Consider the following 18,153-nt stretch of genomic DNA (forward strand, 5'->3'; position numbering starts at 1 on the left):
CCGTACGGTTTTGGAGCGTGTCCGCACGTCCGCTTTCGGGCTTAGAGAACTTCATGTCAGGATCGGCGCCTCACTTGATGACCTCCATCGGATACCGTTGCCCGCTTCGCTAGACTCACTGACTACTGATGCGGCGGGGACCTATTTTAAGGCGAATATTGAGGGGCGCGCTATACACGGCGAAGTGTGGGCCTTGAGTACCGTCCTTTCTGGTGGAAGTTCAGTTATGTGCCAGCACGAAGTGCTGTATGTTGGCCGCGCGGAAGATGTTAATAGGCGTTTGGATTCTCACAAGACTATTCAAAGAATTTATGAGCAACACGCTCATTCTAAATGGGATATATTCGTTACGCCTCTCGTAATAGAAGAGACCTTGACGCTTTTCGGCGACCACATCGATGACGCCGATACGCAGGGAGACCCTGGCCTCCTGTTTACTGAATTCGGACAACGGGCAGAGGGTAGGGCTAGTGCGACAGCTATCGCGGTAGCAGAACATGCGATGATCTCTTACTTCAAGCCTGACTACAACACCAAGTTGAAGGAGTGGGATGGTCGTCTGCCGACTAAGCATTTCGATGTGATGCGCCGCGGCGGGGCCCGTCTAGCGGTAGTTCATGTCCAGGGTGCTTACGAACTCGCGCGATTCTTCTCCCAAAATGTTCAAGAGGAGCGAACCCACGTCATATGGGCAGAAGTGCCAACCGACACCAGGGTTACCGGGTATGGCGCCATTCCATCCACGCAAGCGCCTCAAGCCAAGGGCTTGGGTGGCTATGACCTGATGTTGAATAGCTCCACAAGTTTAAAGGGTTTGTACGATACGAGTGACATCGTGTTGACGACCTTCGGCGCTTACCCTCCGGACTTAATGCCCTCGGGTTCTGCCTGGACTCTCTAGATTTCCTGCACGCGCACGGTTGGCCTGCAGCCCATCAACTCATGTGCGCCCTGTTAGATAGTCCTTCTGGTGCCGGTACCGGCAACGCGGGAAGCCGGTCACGTTATGGGCCGGCAAATCAGCTAAGACCCTTTGGTGTCGTTCGTTGGGGCCGTGAGTGACAACGCCCCGCATCATCCTCCCGATCCGCCCCCCGCACCTCTCGCGCTAGCAGACCTCCTCGAGGTCGGGGCGCAGTAAGGCTCTACTTCTTGTGCACGAACCCGTTTTCGGGAGCAGCCTAGCCCCGATCAGTTAGAGCCGTGTAGATGAACCCACACCCTCAAGGACTTCTGCGCATCGGCAGCGCTTCCCGCATACACCAGAAACGCAGCCGGATAAAGACAGGACGATGACACTACGGCTTATCAGGCAACCGATCAAAGTGCTCGGCCAAGGAACCTAACAAAGTACTACCAGGTGACCTTGCGAAGTGGGTTCACTTCATACTCATCTGCTCAGGGCCTGCGAATATTTGGGCACTGGTTGATGCTGCCGGTACGCTATATCGATCTTCAGGTCACGCACAAGCACGCGGCCGTTGATGATTTCGTGCCGAATAATCCTGTCCTCGCGGACAACGGCCTTATCGGGGAAGTCGGCGAAGCGGTCGTTGCTCACAACGAATGTCGTCGGATCTTGAGCCACATCGAGAATGGTCTCGTCGGCGCTTGTGCCTGAAACTACTACGTGAACATTCACGCCGGGCAACTGCGATCGCAGCTTCTCGTCCGTTGGAATGCCGAGTTTTGTGCGTGTTGATGCATCGAACACTACCGTCACCTCGAACTCCGATGCCAGCCGTGTGCATAGGGCTCGCACCGCGAAAAGCCCCAAAAACTTACTGCCTTCGTAGGATAAGTTACTTCCATCAATTACCAGCGCCTGCACATCGAGTGAGCCTCGGCGTGCTATGTCGCGGAAACGGCGCTCGAGTTTCGCCGCGTCGCGTCGTCTGATGTTGAGTTCCCGATCGACTTTGCTGATGATTTTTGAGGGACTCCCCTCGCCAAGGTGGCTCTTGCACTTCTCGTGCACCTTTGCCCGTTCGTATGAGTTGCTTGCCCAGCCGAGCTCCTGCCCATAACGCTCCGCTAGGTCGCGCTCGTCCTGAAGCTCCTTCATGCGATCTTGGATCACTGTGTATTCCTTTAGAGGAGCCCTAAGCTCGTCATCGATTGCTGCAGCGCGAGGACTCAACCGATCGATCACGGCGTTACGAGTCTGTATCTCTGTGCTCAATTCCGCGAGGGTGCGCTCGAAGCTTTTACGGTTGAACATGGAGTACCGCTCCAGCGACTCACGAGCATCAGCCCTGCGCTGAAGGGCTGCCTCTCGTTCACGAGCGAGCTTGGTCCCTTCTGCCTTGAGCTGCTTGATCTTTGCAAGACCGGCTTCCAGATCGCCCTGCGCTTCGGCGCGCGCCGCTGAGAACCAGTACAGAGGATTCCTTCCGGCCCGAGTTGCCGGGCGGATTGCCTCGACGCGAACCATAACCTCGGCAAGAGAGGCTTCCACGTTTTTGAGGCGCTTCTCACGGTTCATGGCGGTGGTCTGTTCGTGCTCAATGTGGTTATGGATCACACCGGCATCGAATTCGTCGTACCATGCAATCTGTTCGACTAGTTCGCTCTCCTTCGAGCGAAGCTCGGCGAGGCTCGTCACGTGTGCCTCAATTTGTAGCGCCAACGGGTTGAACTGAACCACCACTCATAGTCCTTTCGTCCTTCTCACTTCGATGCAGCCTGGTTCAGAAGAGATCGCGCAGTCACTTCAATTGACCAGCGTGCCCAGGCAGCTCGGATGTCCATTTCCCGGTGGAAAGTCCTTACGACCACGTGTTATGACCATACTCGACGCCGTGCGGCCCGACTCAACTTGTCGTCTGTGTCGGCACTGCCTGTATATCGATACGCAGCAGGAACTCGACGTCGGAAACCGGACCTTCGTGACCCACCATCGACCATACGTGACTGTCCCTGATGGGGATCTGAGTGTTCTTTGGGTCTCGAATAAGTGTTCATACGAGCTTCGCATCTCGATTCGAGCCTCGATCAGTCGTGACCGCGCCGTATGCGCCGTTACCAATGCGCCTTCCGACTGTGGCCAACGAGTCGACTTTTTCGTAGGGCCGAGCCCCTCCCTGATCTGCTGTTCATCCATGCTCACCTTGCGTGGGTGACGGGTGGCCTACGTATATGCATATTGGGGTTACCTTGATGTAGGCAAGCATGGTCTGATGCGCCGGCCGGTTGTTATTGCTCCCCGTTTGTGCTTTACATATTCCGTGACCATGAACGACCCAAGATTGTTGGCTTTGCGCCGTGCGGCCTGGCGTTCAGCCGGGATACTTAAACCCACTACCTGCCCATCTCGCTGCGCTTGTTCGCGGGCGGATACTCGTATGTATGAGACGGCACGCTTCGGACCGGCCGGATCAGGGAGGCCTTCGTCATTGGTGTGCCGGTTGGTTCAACGTGATCCATCCATTTCACTTGTCTTCCATTAAATATCTACTGCAGTTATGCCTCATGCGGCAGCAGATGCTCATATGAACTTCGCATCTCGATGCCAGCTTCAACTAGCCGTGACCGCACCGTATGTGCCGTCACACCCATGCGCTTTCCGAGCGTGGCGAGTGAGTCAACTTGTTCGTAGAGCCAAACCGCGGGACTGCCCCCGGTTTTGTTGACTCCTTGACCTAGCGAGCTTGTGCTCGTGGAAGGATGTTGACCATGCCCACGGCTTATGGGGCGGAGTTCCGCCAGGATGTTATTGATGTGGCCCGCAAGGGCGAGGCGCCGCTGGCGCAGATAGCGAAGGATTTCGGGCTTTCGGTCACGACGCTCAAGCGCTGGATTGCCATCGCCGACCGTAAGGAATCCGGGGCCGGCCCGGCGGCGACGGAGTCGGCCGAAATGCGGGAGCTGAAGAAGCGGAACCGCCTGTTGGAGCAGGAGAACGAGATTCTGCGCCGGGCCGCGGCCTATCTGGCCAGGGACATAAACCCAAAATGATCTACCCGCTGGTCACGGATCTTGCCGCCGACGGTGTTCCCGTGGCGGTGACCTGCAGGGTGTTGGGATTCAGCAAGCAAGGCTATTACCGGTGGAGGGCCAGCCCGGTGACCGAACGGGACTGGGTAGATGCGCACCTGGTCAACGCCGCCCGGGACATCCATGCCGAGGATCCTGCGTTCGGGTACCGGTTCATCGCCGATGAGCTCCCGGAGAAGGGCATCGAGGCGGGTGAGAACAGGGTCCAGCGCCTGTGCAGGGACCACGGCATCTGGTCAGTGTTCTCGAAGAAGCGGGGCCTGAACCGGAAGCCGGGGCCACCGGTCCACGACGACCTGGTGGAGCGGGACTTCACCGCCGCCGCCCCCAACGAGCTGTGGCTGACGGACATCACCGAACACCCCACTGCCGAGGGGAAGCTTTACCTCTGCGCGGTGAAGGACGTCTACTCCGGAAGGATCGTCGGCTACTCGATGGACTCGCGGATGAAGTCCTCGCTTGCCGTCGCCGCCTTGGAGAACGCGGTGCGGGCGCGCCGCCCGGCAGGGACAGTGGTGCACTCGGATCGAGGGTCCCAGTTCCGGTCCCGTCGATTCGTCGAATCACTCCGGCACAACGGGCTCACCGGATCGATGGGCAGGGTCGGGGCGTGCGCGGACAATGCCGCGATGGAATCGTTCTTCTCGATGCTGCAGAAGAACGTACTGGACCGTCAGCGGTGGCTCACCAGGCAGGACCTCCGGCTGGCCATCACGACTTGGATCGAGAGGACCTACCACCGCCGGCGACGGCAAAGACGGCTAGGAAAACTCACGCCCATCGAATATGAAACAATCAACCGGACCGCGCTCACTGCGGCCTAAGACCCCGAGTCAACAAAAGCCGGGGCAGTCCCAAGTGCTTTCGGGATGGTCTAGTCGGCGTTGGCGACGCGACGCTTCGTATGAACACGCGAGCGTTTCCGGCGCAGAGTGCTAGTTCCTAGCTATCCTCCGGAATATTGGCAGCTCAGGCGATCTTCGGCTGAGTAGATTTAAGCCGACCCGTCTGCCGATATGCCCCTAGATGTCACGCTGGGTTTCGCGAGGTCTGACTTGTGTTCGCGCCACAGGCTAGGGCATGGACACATCAATCAACGTCTTCCTTGACCGGGACGAATTCAGATGAGGCAATGGGGAAGAAAACCGTCATCACGTGGCCTCGAGTTCTTCGGCGTCTTCGCGGCCTTGCATGGCCGTCTGTCGGCTGTCTCGGGATCCTTGATTACGGGCCGATTCGGACCGTGGACGGAATTCCGCCCACACGCGATCGTGGGAGGTACGAGAGAGAATTGCCGCACCTCCCACTGCTGCCTATTTCAGGACGCTGCTGGGTACGAGTACGTCGAGCTCGTCAAGCGTGTAGGGGTCGTTCTCGTAAGGGTCGCCCTTAGTGATGGTGTTGAGGTCTTCGTACTCGGACCAGATGCTGACTTTGCCGCCGCCGGTGTGGAACACCTGACCGGTGACGTCGCCGGCTTCGGGTGTGCAGAGCCAGGTCACGATTGGCGGTACGTGCTCCACCGGTCCGGGACCCTTCTTGGCCGCAGCGAACATCTCGTCGGACATACGCCCTTCCGCGTGGGCTTTCTCAAGTTCGGGGAGCATTAGCTCGTAGGTGCGCGTGGAGGCGCCGGGGGCGAAGGTATTGGCGGTGACGCCGGTGCCTTTGAGTTCCGTGGAGAGTCCTTTCATCATCGATACAGTGCCGCCCATGGCCGCAGCGAACACTGGGTTTCCCACGCCGCCGCGTGCGCCCTCGGATGCGACGGAGACGAAGCGGCCGTAACCGCGTGAGATCATGCCGGGAACGGTGGCGCGGGCGAGCCAGAACTTCTGGCCGAGGAAGAGGCCCATCAGTTTGTCGTACTGTTCATCCGATATGTCGATCTGCCCGTTCATGACGGCGCCAGCGATCGCAAGCACGATGTCGACCTGTCCGAAAGCTTCATCGGCTGTGGCGACAAGGTTCGCGCAGCCCTGTGGGTCTGCGATCGAGTCGTAGTTGGCGACGGCTTCACCGCCTGCTGCCCGGATCTCTTCGACGGTGGCGTCTGCTGCGGCTGAACTTTTGCCTTGGCCGGCGGCGCTGGTACCAAGGTCATTGACGACGACTCGGGCCCCTTGGGCTGCCAGGGACAAGGCGCACGCCTTGCCGACGCCGTTGCCGGCGCCGGTCACGATGGCTACTTTGCCTTCCAGACGCTTACTCATGGTGGGGTTCTCCTAAATATTGGTTGAGCCGTTTGCCGGCCGGATTGCTACTGCGGTGGGATGTTGTTGTGCGGTGGTGTAGGACGGCGGGGACGCACCTCATGCTGCTGTGGGCGCCCCCGCGTCGGCTGAATGGTGCTGGTGCTAGTTGTGGTGGCTGACCAGGGTTTCGACGGTGACGTCGGAGAAGAAGCTGCGATCGCTGCTTCTGAGTTCCCGTCGTTCGCCGGTCACCTCGAATGAGCCTGTGAGCGCGTGGTCATCGGAGTTTGTGCCGATGAAGACGTTGGTGGTGCCGGGGTCGACGGAGAAGCCGCCGCGGGCGTTTGAGTGCCCCAGTTGGTTGGCCGAGACGGTGAAGGTGATTCGTTGTGACTCGCCTGGTTCCAGTTCCACCCGCGCGAATCCTCCGAGGACCTGGGCTGGCCGGGTGATGCCTGCCGTTTTGTTGCCGAGGTAGAGCTGGACGACCTGAGCGCCTGAGGTCTCACCGGTGTTGCGGATGATCGCTGCGATGGTGAGCTCTTCATCGGTGCTGATGGTCTCGGGGGTGATGGCCAGTTCGTCCAGTTCAAAGTTGGTGTAGCTGAGGCCGAATCCGAACGGGAACAGCGGGGTGGCGGGTCCGTCGATGTAATGAGTTCCGAAGGGGGTGTGGCTGCGGTATCCGCTGGCGTTGCGCTGGTGGTGGAAGATCGGGAGCTGTCCTTGGTTCCGGGGGATGGTGTAGGGGAGCTTGCCGCTGGGGTTCACTTCACCGGTGAGGACCTTCGCCAGTGCTGAGATGCCGCCAACACCGTTGAAGGAAGCGTGGACAATGGCATCGGCTTTGAGCAGGTCAGCGGGCATGATGTACGGGCGGCCGGCGACCAGGACAACGGTGGTGGGTTTGCCCAGTGCCGTCACTGCCGAGATCAGCCGGCGCTGGACCTCCGGAAGTTCAATGCTCAGTGAGTCGCTGGCCTCTCCTTCGGTGCGGTCGCCCACGAACCAGGCGCTGGCGCCACCCACGGCGAGAATGACGACGTCGGCCTCCCGGGCGGCGTCGACGGCGCGATCGAACGCGGCGTCGTCGAGGTCAACGGCAATGCCGGTGCCCGGTTCTGTAACGATCGATGCTCCCCGGGCTGAAAGTTCCTCGGCCAATCCCCTCACGTTGTAGTCCTTGCGGACCCATTCTTCTTGTGGGAGCGGCTTGTTGCCGGAGGTGTCAGCGCTGGGGAGGTAGTCCTCGACGCCGACCATGTTGTTGAATCCGCCCTGCGCCATGAAGAGTCCAACAGCGCGGGCTGCGGGGTAGGAGTAGGCGGGATATTGCAGCGCGGCCGCGTTTGCGTGGGGTCCAACGACGGCGATGCGGGTGTTGGTGCTGCTCAGGGGCAGAAGACCATCGTTTTTGAGGAGGGTGACGCTGCGGGCGGCCATTTCTTCGGCGATGTCGCGTCCTTCGGCGGCTACGGCGTCGAGGTCGATTGTTTCCTGGGCGTAGGGCTGTTCGAAGAGTCCGAGTTCGAACTTCGCTGTCAGCAGTCGCAGGGCGGAGGTGTCGACGAGGGTTTCGGGGATGTTGCCGTTGCGTACTTCCGTGGCCAGGAGCGGACCATAGGACCAGGGGGCCGGCAATTCAAGGTCCAGGCCTGCTTCCAGTCCGAGACGGGCAGCTTCTGCTGCGTCTTTGGCTGCCAGTGCCCGGTCGACGGCGTGCTGGAAGGAGATGTAGTCGGAAGAGACGTAGCCGTCGAATTCCAGCGTGCCGCGCAGGAATGTCGTGAGTAGCTCGTGGGAGATGACTGCGGGTACGCCGTTGACTTCGGAGTAGGTGTTCATGACCGAGCGGAGCTTCGAGAGTTGGATAGCTGCTTCAAAGGGGTACGCGAAGACGTCCCGGATGCGGCGCGAGCCGGCTTCGACGTTGGAGGAGTTCAGGCCGCCTTCGGAGGCTCCATAGCCGAGGAAGTGCTTGGCGGTAGCTACAACACCGTCGGCCAGGTCATCGCCCTGCAACCCGCCAATGTATGCCGTTCCGAACGCGGCGACCAGGTACGGGTCCTCGCCAAAGGTTTCATGCACTCGCCCCCAGCGCGGTTCCAAGGACACGTCGAGGGAAGGGCCAAGGGCTTGGGTGAGGCCGAGTCGGCGCATCTGGCGGCGGACGAGTTCGCCCATTTTTTGGCTCAGTTCGGGGCTCCAGGTCGCGGCGACCCCGGTTTCGGTGGGGAAGACGACGTGACCGGGTGCCTGGGTTCCGGCGATGGCTTCGTTGTGGAACACGGCCGGGACGCCCAGCCGGGTGTTCTCAACGAGGTGGCGCTGGATGAGGTTGACCTCGTCGGCGACGCGCTGCGGTGTGGTGCCGCCCGTGGAGGTGAGCGGTGCGACCTGACCGATGCCATGTCCCAGCACGGGCCCGAGGTTATCGGTCAGCAGGCCTTCGGCTCCGAGGACGGCCTGGGGCATGATGCATGTCAGTTGCTGGGCCTTTTCTTCGATGGTCATCTCTGCCAGCAGCAGTTGGGCGCGTTCGTGGGGTGGCAGGGCTGGGTTGCGGAAAGACGTGGTGTCCATGAGTGTGTCCTTGGGTTTCTGGTGGTGGGTTGGAAGCGCCCCGCGAAGAGGGCGAAAGTGTGCTGGGTGAAGCGTCAGTTCAGGGCGGAGAGCTCGTTCCGGAGCTCGTCGAGGACGGTGGGGTCGACTTTGGATGCGGCCATGCCAAGGAGCGCGTTCAGGCTCATTGAACGGGCCATGGAAATCATGGGGTTCCCCACGAGTTCGGGTACATGTCGGGCGATGATGTCGCTGCTTTCCGGGTCGTCCAGGATCTCGCCGATCGGGGAACGGTCCAGATCCCAACGGCCTGTGGCCGGTTCATCCTCCGGGTTCGCTTTCCGGTTGGGAGGTGTGGTCGGTGTCCAGTTCAGGTACCGCAGCCCGTAGCCGGAGGCATAGGTGGGGTTGCTGGTGTCGTTGGGGACATCGGCCTGGTTGGCTTCGACTGCTTCCATGGAGGAAGGAAGTTCGAACGGGAGTTTTCCGAGCGGTTCGAGTTCGCCGAAGAGGACCTTCACGAACGCTTCGTCGTGGGAACCGAAGTTCACAATGAGTGAGCCGACCTCGTTCACGAAGGGCGCCACGATGGCTGGTCTGTCGAGGTAGACATCAACGACGGTGGGGACCGTGGAGGCGACGCTGCGGATGTGTTGAAGTTCCTCGTCGTGGAAGTCGAGGGACCCGGCGTGGAAGAAGTTTTCCAGCTCACCTGGTTCGCCGCGTTCCTCCCACGGTGCCACGAGCCGCAGGACAGCGACGTCGGCTTCTTCCGGTGTTGCCACGACAGTGACCCATTTGCGCAGTACTTTCGGGTCGATTCCCTCGGCGTAGACGCGCAGGTCGGTACTTAGCGGGAGGTGGGCGGTGCCGGCACTGTTTTTGAGCAGTGTCTGGGCGTGGGCTTGCGCTTCGATGCCCGCGGCGCGGGCTTGGGGGGATCCGACGATGGCCTCGGCTGCGTCGACGTCGACGAACGGGTTGTCGAACAGGCCGAGGCGGAACTTCTCGCGCAGCAGCCGGCGGACGGACTGGTCGAGACGGGCTTCGGTGATGTGGCCTGCCGTGACGAGGTTTACGAGTCGTGCGGGTTCGGTTTCCCCGCCGAACTGATCCACGCCGGCGTCGATCGATTTGATCATCCGCTGCTCTTCGGTGAGGTCTTCGACTCCCCAGAACTGGCGGGACACGATGCCCCAGTCGGTGCAGATGATGCCTTCAAACCCGAGCTGGTCACGGAGGATATCGGTCAGGATCACTTTGTTGAAATTGAACCCGACCTCCTCGAATTCAGTGCCTACCGGCATGCCGTAGTACGGCATCATTTGCGAGACGCCGGCCGCAATGAGTTTCCTGAACGGTTCCAGATGGTAATCGAACATCCCGCCCGGGTACACCTGCTCGCGTCCGTAGGAGAAGTGTGGGTCTTCGCCGTCTTTTTGTGGTCCGCCGCCTGGGAAGTGTTTGGCCATGCCGGATACCGAATCGGATCCAATGCTGCTGCCTTGCAATCCCCGCACGTACGCGGCACCCAGGCGTCCGACGACGTCGGCGCTGGCGCCAAATGTGGTGCTGGCACGAGACCAGCGCGGTTCGGTGGCGATGTCCACCTGCGGATGCAGGGCGGTGCGGATACCGACCGCGAGATACTCACGACGGACTATGTCCGCGAACTTCTCCACGAGTTCAGGGTCATCCAAGGCCCCGAAGCCGAGCATTTCGGGCCATTGCGAGAAGGGGCCCGCCAGCAGTGATGTCGCCGGGTTGTCGCTGAAAGCGTGCCGCGGGTCGGTGGAGAACGTTACCGGGATACCCAACCGCGTGTTTCGTGCGATGGTCTGCACGGCGTTGGTCCACTCGGCGATTTCCTGGGCTGAAGGGGCCTGAAGGATGTTGAAGTGCGTGATCTGGCGTTCCAGCAGGACGCGGGCCGACGGCAGGCCGAAGATGCCGGGGGCGTCGAAATCACCGAACGGCAGAATTGGGTGGAACATCAGCGCAGCTTTTTCCTCCAGGTACATGCGTGAAAGGAGGTCTTCGATGCGCTGGTCGATACTCAGGGATGGGTCCTGGTATGGGAACGTCGTGGTTGAGGCGTTGGTTGTCATGTCGCTGCCGTTTCGAGGTCAGGGTTGGTGGAAGAGGGCTGAGGGGCTAGTTGCTTGTGAGGAAGGAAGCCATGCGTTTGACGGTTTGCCCTACCTCTGGAACCAGCCGGGTGCGGTCCAAATGACCATGGGGCATGCCTTCGGCTAAGTAGAGTTCGGCGTCAACTGAAGCGGCCAGCAGGTCGGCGTGGAATGCTTCCCCGGAAGGGCGTAGGTCATCGTATTCGGAGACGAGGGTGAGAGTTCTCGGGAATCCGGCGAGGTCGTGGCCATCCACGGAAGCGTAGGGAGCCTGCTGTCCGGCCGTGTAGAGGCTGAACATGTGATCAACCAGTCCCTGGTTCATTCGGGTGAGACCCAGGGCTTCGGACAAGCCCGTCTCCAGAGTCTCCGAGATCACCAGTTGGCGGTGGACCATCGGGTACACCAGCAGGAGCGCGGCAGGAAGTTCCTCGTTCTGTTCGCGGAGTTCGAGTACCGAGCCGACGGCGAGGTTGGCCCCCGCCGATGCGCCGCCAAGGCAGTATGCGCGGTCGGGTGAGCCCCACAAGCGACGGTGATCCCGGACCCACCTGACGACGTCGGCGACCTGCCGGTGCGGGACGGGGTAGGTGATGGTGGTGCCGTTCGAGAGCGCGTAGTCGACCGTGACGACAGGGATTCCGTGAAGGAATGCCAGTTCCCGGGCTACGGTGTCGGATTCGGGCATGTCGATGCTTCCGCCGGCGAACCCGCCGCCGTGGACCCACACGAATACCGGTGTGCGGGGATCCAGGTTCTTTGGCATGTAGAGGCGCACGCCTACTGGTCCTTCGCGCGTATCGACCACGGTGACCTGGACTTCACCGGCGGGGGGCTCTGTGGTTTCGGTGTCTTTGAATGCCATGGCCAGTTCCTTGGCCGTCTCCGGGTTGGACATTGCGTCGGCGACGGAGGCGAACTTTTCAAGAACTTTCATCTTGTTTGCGAAGTAAGGGTCGAGTGGCATGATGCGTCCTTTCTCTCTGGTGTGCACTAGAACTATTTGACGGACTTGATCTTGAGGACCAGCAGGCCGCCGATGATGGCTGTGACGCCGGCGATGGTGAACCAGAGCCCGTATCCGCCTCCGAAGAGGGCGTTGCCGAGGGGGATGAAGACGACGCCGGCGAATAGCGGCGCCAGGACACCGGGCAGGGTACCGGCGAGGTTCAGGATGCCGAGGTCTTTGGCCATCTCGTCCTGGTGGGGCAGGACGGAGATGCACAGGGCCTGGTCCACGGCGAAGAAGGTGCCGGCTCCCATGCCGATGACGCCTTGGGCGATGAGCAGGACGGTGAGGCCGGAGGCGCCGAAGTTCGGTGAGATGGCGATGAGGATGACGCCGAGGCCGAGAACGAGACCGGAGGCGAGGACGAAGGGCTTCCGGCGTCCGACTTTGTCCGAAAGGTATCCGCCAAGGATGCTGAAGACCACCAGGGTGCCGATGCTGGCTGCCTGGGCGAGTGCGTTGAACTTCAGCTGGGCGTCGGTGTCCATCCCGAACTCGGCACCGAGGAACAACGTGATGTACGTGGAGGTTGCGCCGAACCCGAGGAGCACCAACGCTTTGCTCAGCCAGGCCCACCCGAAGTCCGGGAACTTCCGGGGGTGGAACACGTAGGAGCCGAGAACCTGTTTCAGGTCCATCTTCGTGGCGGGCTTATCGGTGCGGACTTTGTCTTTGAGGACGATGCCGAAGACGATGATGGTGATCAGGCCGAAGATTGCAGGAACCGTGAAGCGCAGGAAGGTAGTGGGCAGCAGGGTCAGGAAGAGAGCGCCACCCAGGATTGCGGCCGGTGTTACGGCACCGATGATGCCCGATACGCCACCACGCTTAGCTTCGGGGACTTGGTCGGCAAGGGTGGTGTGGTGGGCGGCCAGAGCGAAGTTGGCGCACAGTTGCACCAGGCACCAGGAGATCAGCAGCAGCGGATAAGTCGGGGCAAGGCCGCTAAGAACAAGGAAGATTGCTGTACCGATGCCCCCGGCGAGGATGAACGGTCGTCGCATGCCGAAGCGGGACGTGGTCCGGTCTGAGAGCCGGCCGGCGACGGGCTGCACCACGGTGGAGAAAAGCGCACCTGCGCCGGTGAGCAGGCCCAGCAGTGCTGGTGCGCTGTCGATGCCCGACATTTCCTGGATTTTGACGGACAGGCCACCGTAGACGGGGGCGAGCAACGCCACGTAGATGCCGAAGGACGAGAGCGCAAACGAGCCGACGTAGCCTCGTGGGGACTTGATCCGCGGCGGGTTCACCACGGTGATGGTCTCTGACATTTGGAACTCCTTTGTTCTTCGTGCATGGCAGGAGCCTTGCACGGTGCGTGCTTAGTGGGTAGGTGTAGGCAGCGCGGGTGAGGCGGTTGTGTGAAGAGTGTCTGCTGATGCCTCAGCCTCGGGGCTGAGTGTGTGGATCCGTACCTGCATGGGTTCAACGCCGGCGGCGGTAACTGTGACGGTGATGTCGCCGGGTTCGTGTCCTGCGCGGATGACGGCGAGTGCACGGCCGTTGAAGGTCCTGTGGGTGGAAGAGGCGAATCCTTCGGTGGTGATCGCCTCTCCGGTTCCGAAGCCGAGCAGTGTGCCGGGGCCCTCGACGGTCACTTCGAGGGTGCGATCGGCCAGCGGTCTCACGATTCCGTCGTTGTCGGTCAGTTCGATGGGAACGTAGGCGAGGTCATGGCCGTCTGCAACCAGCGTTGTTGTCTCCGGTTGTACCTGGAGGCGAAGGCTTTCCCGGGCGCTGCGGAGCGTGTGGCGCTTGATTTCGGTGTCGTCGTCGTCGTAAGCGATGGCCGTGAGTTCGCCGGGCTGGTATGGAAGGGTGAATTTGGTCAGGTAGTCACCGTCCCGGCCCGATTTCGCCGATTCGATGGTCCTGCCGTTCAGTTGCAGCTCTATAAGGGCGGCGTCGGCGTAGACCTCGACAGTTGCTTCGCGGCCCTCACAGCCCTCCCAACTCCAGCTGGGGATGGAGTTCGTCGCTCGCCATCCGGTTTTGACTACCTTCTCGCCGGAGTGGTTGACGGGTTCGATCGCGATGTGCGGGCCGGTTGCCAGGTGCCAGGCGATTTCATTGAGGTAGGACTGGGTCTGCCTGAATCCGGTGATGTCAATGACTGGTTCACCGGCAAGCAGTGCAGGGTACGGGTGGTAGATGGAGCGTTTGGTGGTGCCGTATTGCTTGGTGGCAAGCCCGGCTTCACCGATGTAGTCCCAGCCTGTCCAGGCGAAGTCCCCGATTACGTGGGTGAGGTTCTCGATTTGCTTCCAGATTTTCACGGTGTGTGCGGCCCGGGTTTCGCTGCCGACGATCACTCGGTTGGGATGCAGTTTCGCGTCGAGCTCGTACCGGCCGGTCATGTAGTTGTATCCGGCGACGTCCAGGGCGCCGAACGCATCCCGGGTTCGTTTGTCGACGGCGGGGAGCCGAACGATCCGATCCAGCATGCGGTCCAGGATGCCGATGATGAGGTTCAGGACTCCGATCAGGTTCTTGTTCGGGTTCTCGCCGCTCTCACGCGCCGCGGCGGCCTTTTGTGCCAGTTTCTCTTCGTCCTGTGGGCTGATGAGGTTCAGGAACCCGTTGATGCCGTTGGTGATGAGGCGGGTGGAGTCCAGTTCCCGTGCGCGGTCGGCAATGCGTTGGTTCATCTCAGTACCGCGCGGTGTTGCGGTCTCTGCTATTTCGTTCCCGATCGAGTACATGATCACGGAGGGGTGGTTGAACGCGTTCGCGACCAAGGCTTCGAGGTCGCGCTCCCACCAGTCGACAAAGTTCTGGCTGTAATCGTTCAGGACCTTGGGACGGAACCATGCGTCCGTGAGTTCATCCATGACCAGCACACCATGGCGGTCACACGCCCGCAGGAGTGAACGCGAGGCGGCGTTGTGGGCGCTGCGGATGGCGTTGAAGCCACTTTCCTTCAGGATGCGGATCCTGCGCTCATCGGCAGCGTCGAGAGTATGAGCTCCGATCACACCGTTGTCGTGATGGATTGCGGCTCCGCGGAGTTTGACCGGGGTGCCGTTGATCCGCAGTCCCCGGCGGGCATCTGCGGTGACCATACGGATCCCGAAGTCTTCGCCGGCGCTGTCGATTGTGGTCGCATCAGAGACGAGGCGCGACGTTGCCCGATGCAGCTGGGGGGTCGATGGAGACCATAGTGCTGCATTGGAGAGCTCCATGTACTGGCGGGCAGTGGCTGAACCGTTGGCCGGGACGGCCAGGCTGCTCCTGGAGGTTGCCACGAGAGCGTCCTGCGGATCGAAGAGATCGGTCACAACCTCCAGCGTTCGTGCGGTGGCCTCGCGGTTGAAGACCGTGGTCGTGGCAAGAACCGTGGCCGTCGTTCCGACCAGGGCAGCGGTGGAGATCCGCAGCCCTGTCGGTGCGATGTGGGTCTGTTCGCCAACCAGGAGGTGGACTGGACGGTAGATGCCGCTGCCGGTGTACCAGCGTCCATTGGGCTCATCAGCATTGTGCGCGATGACCTCGATCGTGTTCGCGGTTCCGTAGTTGAGGAACTCATCCAGAGCTACGTGGAACAGGGCATAGCCCGATGGCCGCCCTCCGGCGAGTATTCCGTTCACGAAGACCTCGGAGCGGTGATAGACACCCTCAAACTCAAGGGTGACCGTCTTATCGCGCCACTCCTCGGGTGCGTCGAACGATTTGCTGTAGCGGTAAACGCCGCCTGGGTAATAGCCCGTATTGCCGACATTGCGTGTGTTGGGGTCCCGCTGCTCGAACAGCATGGCGTCATGCGGGACCGTCACAGGACCCACAACAGCGTCGGGCGCCGAGCCATCGCGCAGAACGTACCAGTCACGGTCGAAAGAATTTCTAATCAACGGGTTCACCTTCATCTTTGAGTTTCCCGGGCGGGAAACTTGTTTCCCGTAGGGGAAACGCTAGACTGTAACCCGAATCACGTCAAGACCAATTCTTGGGAAAGGTGCCATGACTATTCAGGCTCAGGACAGCACGAGTTCGAAGGGACGCAAACGCGGAGGCCCGCTGCGCATCAATCAGGGCATGATCCTCAGGGTTGCCCGCACCATGGACCCGGCGACGCTGACCATGCAGGCCGTCGCCGACGAGCTCGGCGTGGACCGTAAGGCCCTCAACTACCACGTGACGGACCGAGAAGGACTTCTCCGGCTCCTGGCCGCAGACGTCTTCGAATCAACTTTCACAGAGGGTTTCGGTGCATACTTTGATGCCGCCGGGGGAACCGTCGACGCTGACTGGAAAACGGCCATCCGGGCCTGGGCGGTGACAGTGCGGGACAGCATGGTCTCCACCAACGTGGTCAGTAACTACTTCCGGCTCAACAGCGACAATCTTGCTGTCTTCGAACCTGCTGAACTGGTCCTGCAGCACATGATCCGTGCCGGATTCGACCTCCCCACCGCAGGCAGGGGGCTTGCGTTCGTCACCCACTTCGCCATGGCTGTGGGCCGGGACATCATCATGGAGCAACAGCTTGGCGAACACCCGCAGGGACCTGAAGTGCGTCGGCTCCTCGAGAACGCTGAGGACACGGGAGGCTACGAAGCATTCCGGGGACTTATTGCCCTGGAGATCAATGGACCCCAGGACATCCAGGCTCAGTTCGAGTTCGAAATAGACATCTTCATCGCGGGGATGGAACGCCGCCTGGATGCGGCGCGATGAGCCATCGGGGACAGAACGCACATCAGCGGGCAGAGGCACTGAAAGAACGCCTTTACATAACCTTTACGGCGCTGGCTGTCACAATCGCTTTCGAAAGGGACGCCGAGCATGCCTCAGTGGGTGGCGCCGCGCTCACACTTCTCCTCACTGTGCTTGGCACGTTGCTCGCCGTCTTCGTGGCAGACCTCATCGCGCACATGATCCGGGACGGCGCCCTGCCATCCCGGCCGGAACTCGCCCACCTCATGTACGTGAGCTTCGGATCCCTGGCCGTGATAGTCGCCCCAATGATTGTCCTCGGGCTCAGCGCCCTTGGTGTAGTCGGTGTGGGGCCGGGACTTAGGCTAATAGCGCTAATCCTCGTTGGCACGCTGGTGGTCGTGACACTGTTCGCCGTGCGGAAACTGCGGGTCAAGCCGTGGCAGAAGGTACTGGTACTTGCCATCATGGGCGCACTCGGGCTGGGGGTGCTCGCCATCGAACTCGCCGTGCATTGACCCCGGCCATAAACATGGCAGACGGCAAGATGTCCTCAAAACGAGGGTAAGTCCCGCGACGTCGACCTATTTTGTTGTGTCCGTAATTAGCGATGCAGACGGATGCTCGTAGCCAGTTGCGCGCGAGGAGTTCGACCAGGCCCACACCGTTTATTGGAGGGTGCCCGTTGATCTGCACTTCTGTGGTGTTTGAATGATGTAGGTGCTGCCGGCGGGAACGGTTGCAATCCCATTGACGGCTTCGCCGGAGAGCAGGTTGAGCCCTGTTGCCGGGTACTCGGCGTCGGCATCGGTGTGGTTGATGAGGAAGGCAACCAGGAGCGGCGCCGTCCAACAAATTGATCTTGCCAGCTTCGAGTCCTCCGCGTCTTAGCGTCTGCCGTTCTCCTCGAGCTATGACGACGCCGGCGAGCTCGCGTCGAGGCTGGCGTCACTGGACGCCGTCAGCGTGGCGGTTCGGCTGGAACGTCGTGACGACGGCGGGGGCCGCTGCCGCCGCCAACTTCGACCCGGCCGCTAATACCGTGCGCGTGAGGTGACAGCGAAGGCCGTGGCGGCCTGGGCCGGCACAGCGGAGTCCCATGGCCTGCCCGGGTCCCCCACGCCCGGTGGTAGTCCAGGCGGGCGCCTCCAAAAGCAGGGATCCGTCTCGCCGACGAACACGCGGAGGTCATCTTCACCGCGGCCCAGACACTCTACGAAGCCCTTGCATTCCGGCGGTACATCAACGGCGCGGCAACGACTTTCGGCCGGCGGCCCGAGGAGATCGCCATCCTGCCGGGCCTGTCGACCGTTATCGGCAGCACCGGGGCAGAGGCGAATGAACCACGCCGGCTCCGAAGCCGTGTGCTGGACAGGTTCTCGCCAGCCTTCGCATGGTTTGGCAGCTTCTCACGCCAGTTCCTGCAGGCGGCCCATGTTGTTGCCCCCAAGAGGCAGCGGCGCTAGTGGCCGAGATCGCCGTCTGGCGCCCTACGAGGACCTCCGGGGCACCGTTTAGAGTTGTGCCAGAAACTTTCACCGACACAGGGGGACACCAGGGCAAACGACTGGACCAGGCTGCTTCAAGAGACCAGCAGGTGCGGCGGACC

The 18,153-nt window shown here is 61.2% G+C and carries 11 protein-coding genes; 4 read left to right on the top strand and 7 right to left on the bottom strand.

The window, feature by feature from the left end:
- Positions 1–193: 193 nt before the first annotated feature.
- Complete coding sequence (locus JOE60_RS08240; RefSeq protein ID WP_167269703.1) at positions 194–901, top strand: hypothetical protein; 708 nt, start codon at positions 194–196, stop codon at positions 899–901.
- 489 nt (positions 902–1,390) lie between these two features.
- On the opposite strand, the gene JOE60_RS18530 is transcribed toward JOE60_RS08240, so the two are convergent.
- Positions 1,391–2,650 carry an NYN domain-containing protein gene (locus JOE60_RS18530; RefSeq protein ID WP_167269701.1) on the bottom strand — a complete coding sequence of 420 codons (1,260 nt, stop codon included), beginning with the start codon at positions 2,648–2,650 and terminating at the stop codon, positions 1,391–1,393.
- Positions 2,651–3,675: 1,025 nt separating this feature from the next.
- Here JOE60_RS18530 and JOE60_RS08250 point away from each other — a divergent pair.
- A protein-coding gene (locus tag JOE60_RS08250) for an IS3 family transposase (RefSeq protein ID WP_204814883.1) occupies positions 3,676–4,820 on the top strand; the annotation gives its coding sequence in 2 pieces (ribosomal slippage) (positions 3,676–3,952 and positions 3,952–4,820; 1,146 coding nt in all).
- Positions 4,821–5,309: 489 nt separating this feature from the next.
- Here the strand turns inward: JOE60_RS08250 and JOE60_RS08255 are convergent.
- The 6 genes from JOE60_RS08255 to JOE60_RS08280 form a co-directional block, all read right to left on the bottom strand.
- The gene (locus JOE60_RS08255) at positions 5,310–6,209 is read right to left on the bottom strand and encodes an SDR family NAD(P)-dependent oxidoreductase (RefSeq protein WP_167267027.1); all 900 of its coding nucleotides are present in this window, start codon (positions 6,207–6,209) and stop codon (positions 5,310–5,312) included.
- Between the two features lie 144 nt (positions 6,210–6,353).
- Positions 6,354–8,774 (bottom strand): glycoside hydrolase family 3 N-terminal domain-containing protein, encoded by a 2,421-nt coding sequence (locus JOE60_RS08260; RefSeq protein ID WP_167267025.1) that lies wholly within the window; start codon positions 8,772–8,774, stop codon positions 6,354–6,356.
- A 74-nt stretch (positions 8,775–8,848) separates the two neighbouring features.
- Positions 8,849–10,861 carry a glycoside hydrolase family 3 protein gene (locus tag JOE60_RS08265; protein WP_167267023.1) on the bottom strand — a complete coding sequence of 671 codons (2,013 nt, stop codon included), beginning with the start codon at positions 10,859–10,861 and terminating at the stop codon, positions 8,849–8,851.
- Between the two features lie 46 nt (positions 10,862–10,907).
- Positions 10,908–11,849, bottom strand: coding sequence for an alpha/beta hydrolase (locus tag JOE60_RS08270; protein WP_167267021.1), 942 nt, complete (start codon positions 11,847–11,849; stop codon positions 10,908–10,910).
- A 32-nt stretch (positions 11,850–11,881) separates the two neighbouring features.
- Positions 11,882–13,162, bottom strand: coding sequence for an MFS transporter (locus tag JOE60_RS08275; RefSeq protein WP_167267018.1), 1,281 nt, complete (start codon positions 13,160–13,162; stop codon positions 11,882–11,884).
- Between the two features lie 51 nt (positions 13,163–13,213).
- Positions 13,214–15,739, bottom strand: a complete 2,526-nt coding sequence (locus JOE60_RS08280) for a glycoside hydrolase family 2 TIM barrel-domain containing protein (protein WP_167267016.1) — start codon at positions 15,737–15,739, stop codon at positions 13,214–13,216.
- 109 nt (positions 15,740–15,848) lie between these two features.
- Between JOE60_RS08280 and JOE60_RS08285 the strand changes: the two genes are divergently transcribed.
- Together JOE60_RS08285 and JOE60_RS08290 are read left to right on the top strand one after the other, a co-directional pair.
- Positions 15,849–16,565 (top strand): TetR/AcrR family transcriptional regulator C-terminal domain-containing protein, encoded by a 717-nt coding sequence (locus tag JOE60_RS08285; protein ID WP_167267014.1) that lies wholly within the window; start codon positions 15,849–15,851, stop codon positions 16,563–16,565.
- Entirely contained in the window at positions 16,562–17,062 is a 501-nt protein-coding gene (locus JOE60_RS08290) for a hypothetical protein (protein ID WP_167267012.1), read from the top strand. Before JOE60_RS08285 ends, JOE60_RS08290 begins: the two co-directional genes overlap by 4 nt.
- Positions 17,063–18,153: the final 1,091 nt, after the last annotated feature.

Origin of the sequence: Paenarthrobacter ilicis, from assembly GCF_016907545.1 — a bacterium.
Taxonomy (GTDB): domain Bacteria; phylum Actinomycetota; class Actinomycetes; order Actinomycetales; family Micrococcaceae; genus Arthrobacter; species Arthrobacter ilicis.

Bases quoted from the DNA above. Each gene is read 5' to 3' on its own strand.
- JOE60_RS08275 (WP_167267018.1), bottom strand. From the start codon at position 13,162: ATGTCAGAGACCATCACCGTGGTGAACCCGCCGCGGATCAAGTCCCCA.
- JOE60_RS08290 (WP_167267012.1), top strand. From the start codon at position 16,562: ATGAGCCATCGGGGACAGAACGCACATCAGCGGGCAGAGGCACTGAAA.
- JOE60_RS08270 (WP_167267021.1), bottom strand. From the start codon at position 11,849: ATGCCACTCGACCCTTACTTCGCAAACAAGATGAAAGTTCTTGAAAAG.
- JOE60_RS08255 (WP_167267027.1), bottom strand. From the start codon at position 6,209: ATGAGTAAGCGTCTGGAAGGCAAAGTAGCCATCGTGACCGGCGCCGGC.
- JOE60_RS08285 (WP_167267014.1), top strand. From the start codon at position 15,849: ATGACTATTCAGGCTCAGGACAGCACGAGTTCGAAGGGACGCAAACGC.
- JOE60_RS08260 (WP_167267025.1), bottom strand. From the start codon at position 8,774: ATGGACACCACGTCTTTCCGCAACCCAGCCCTGCCACCCCACGAACGC.
- JOE60_RS08265 (WP_167267023.1), bottom strand. From the start codon at position 10,861: ATGACAACCAACGCCTCAACCACGACGTTCCCATACCAGGACCCATCC.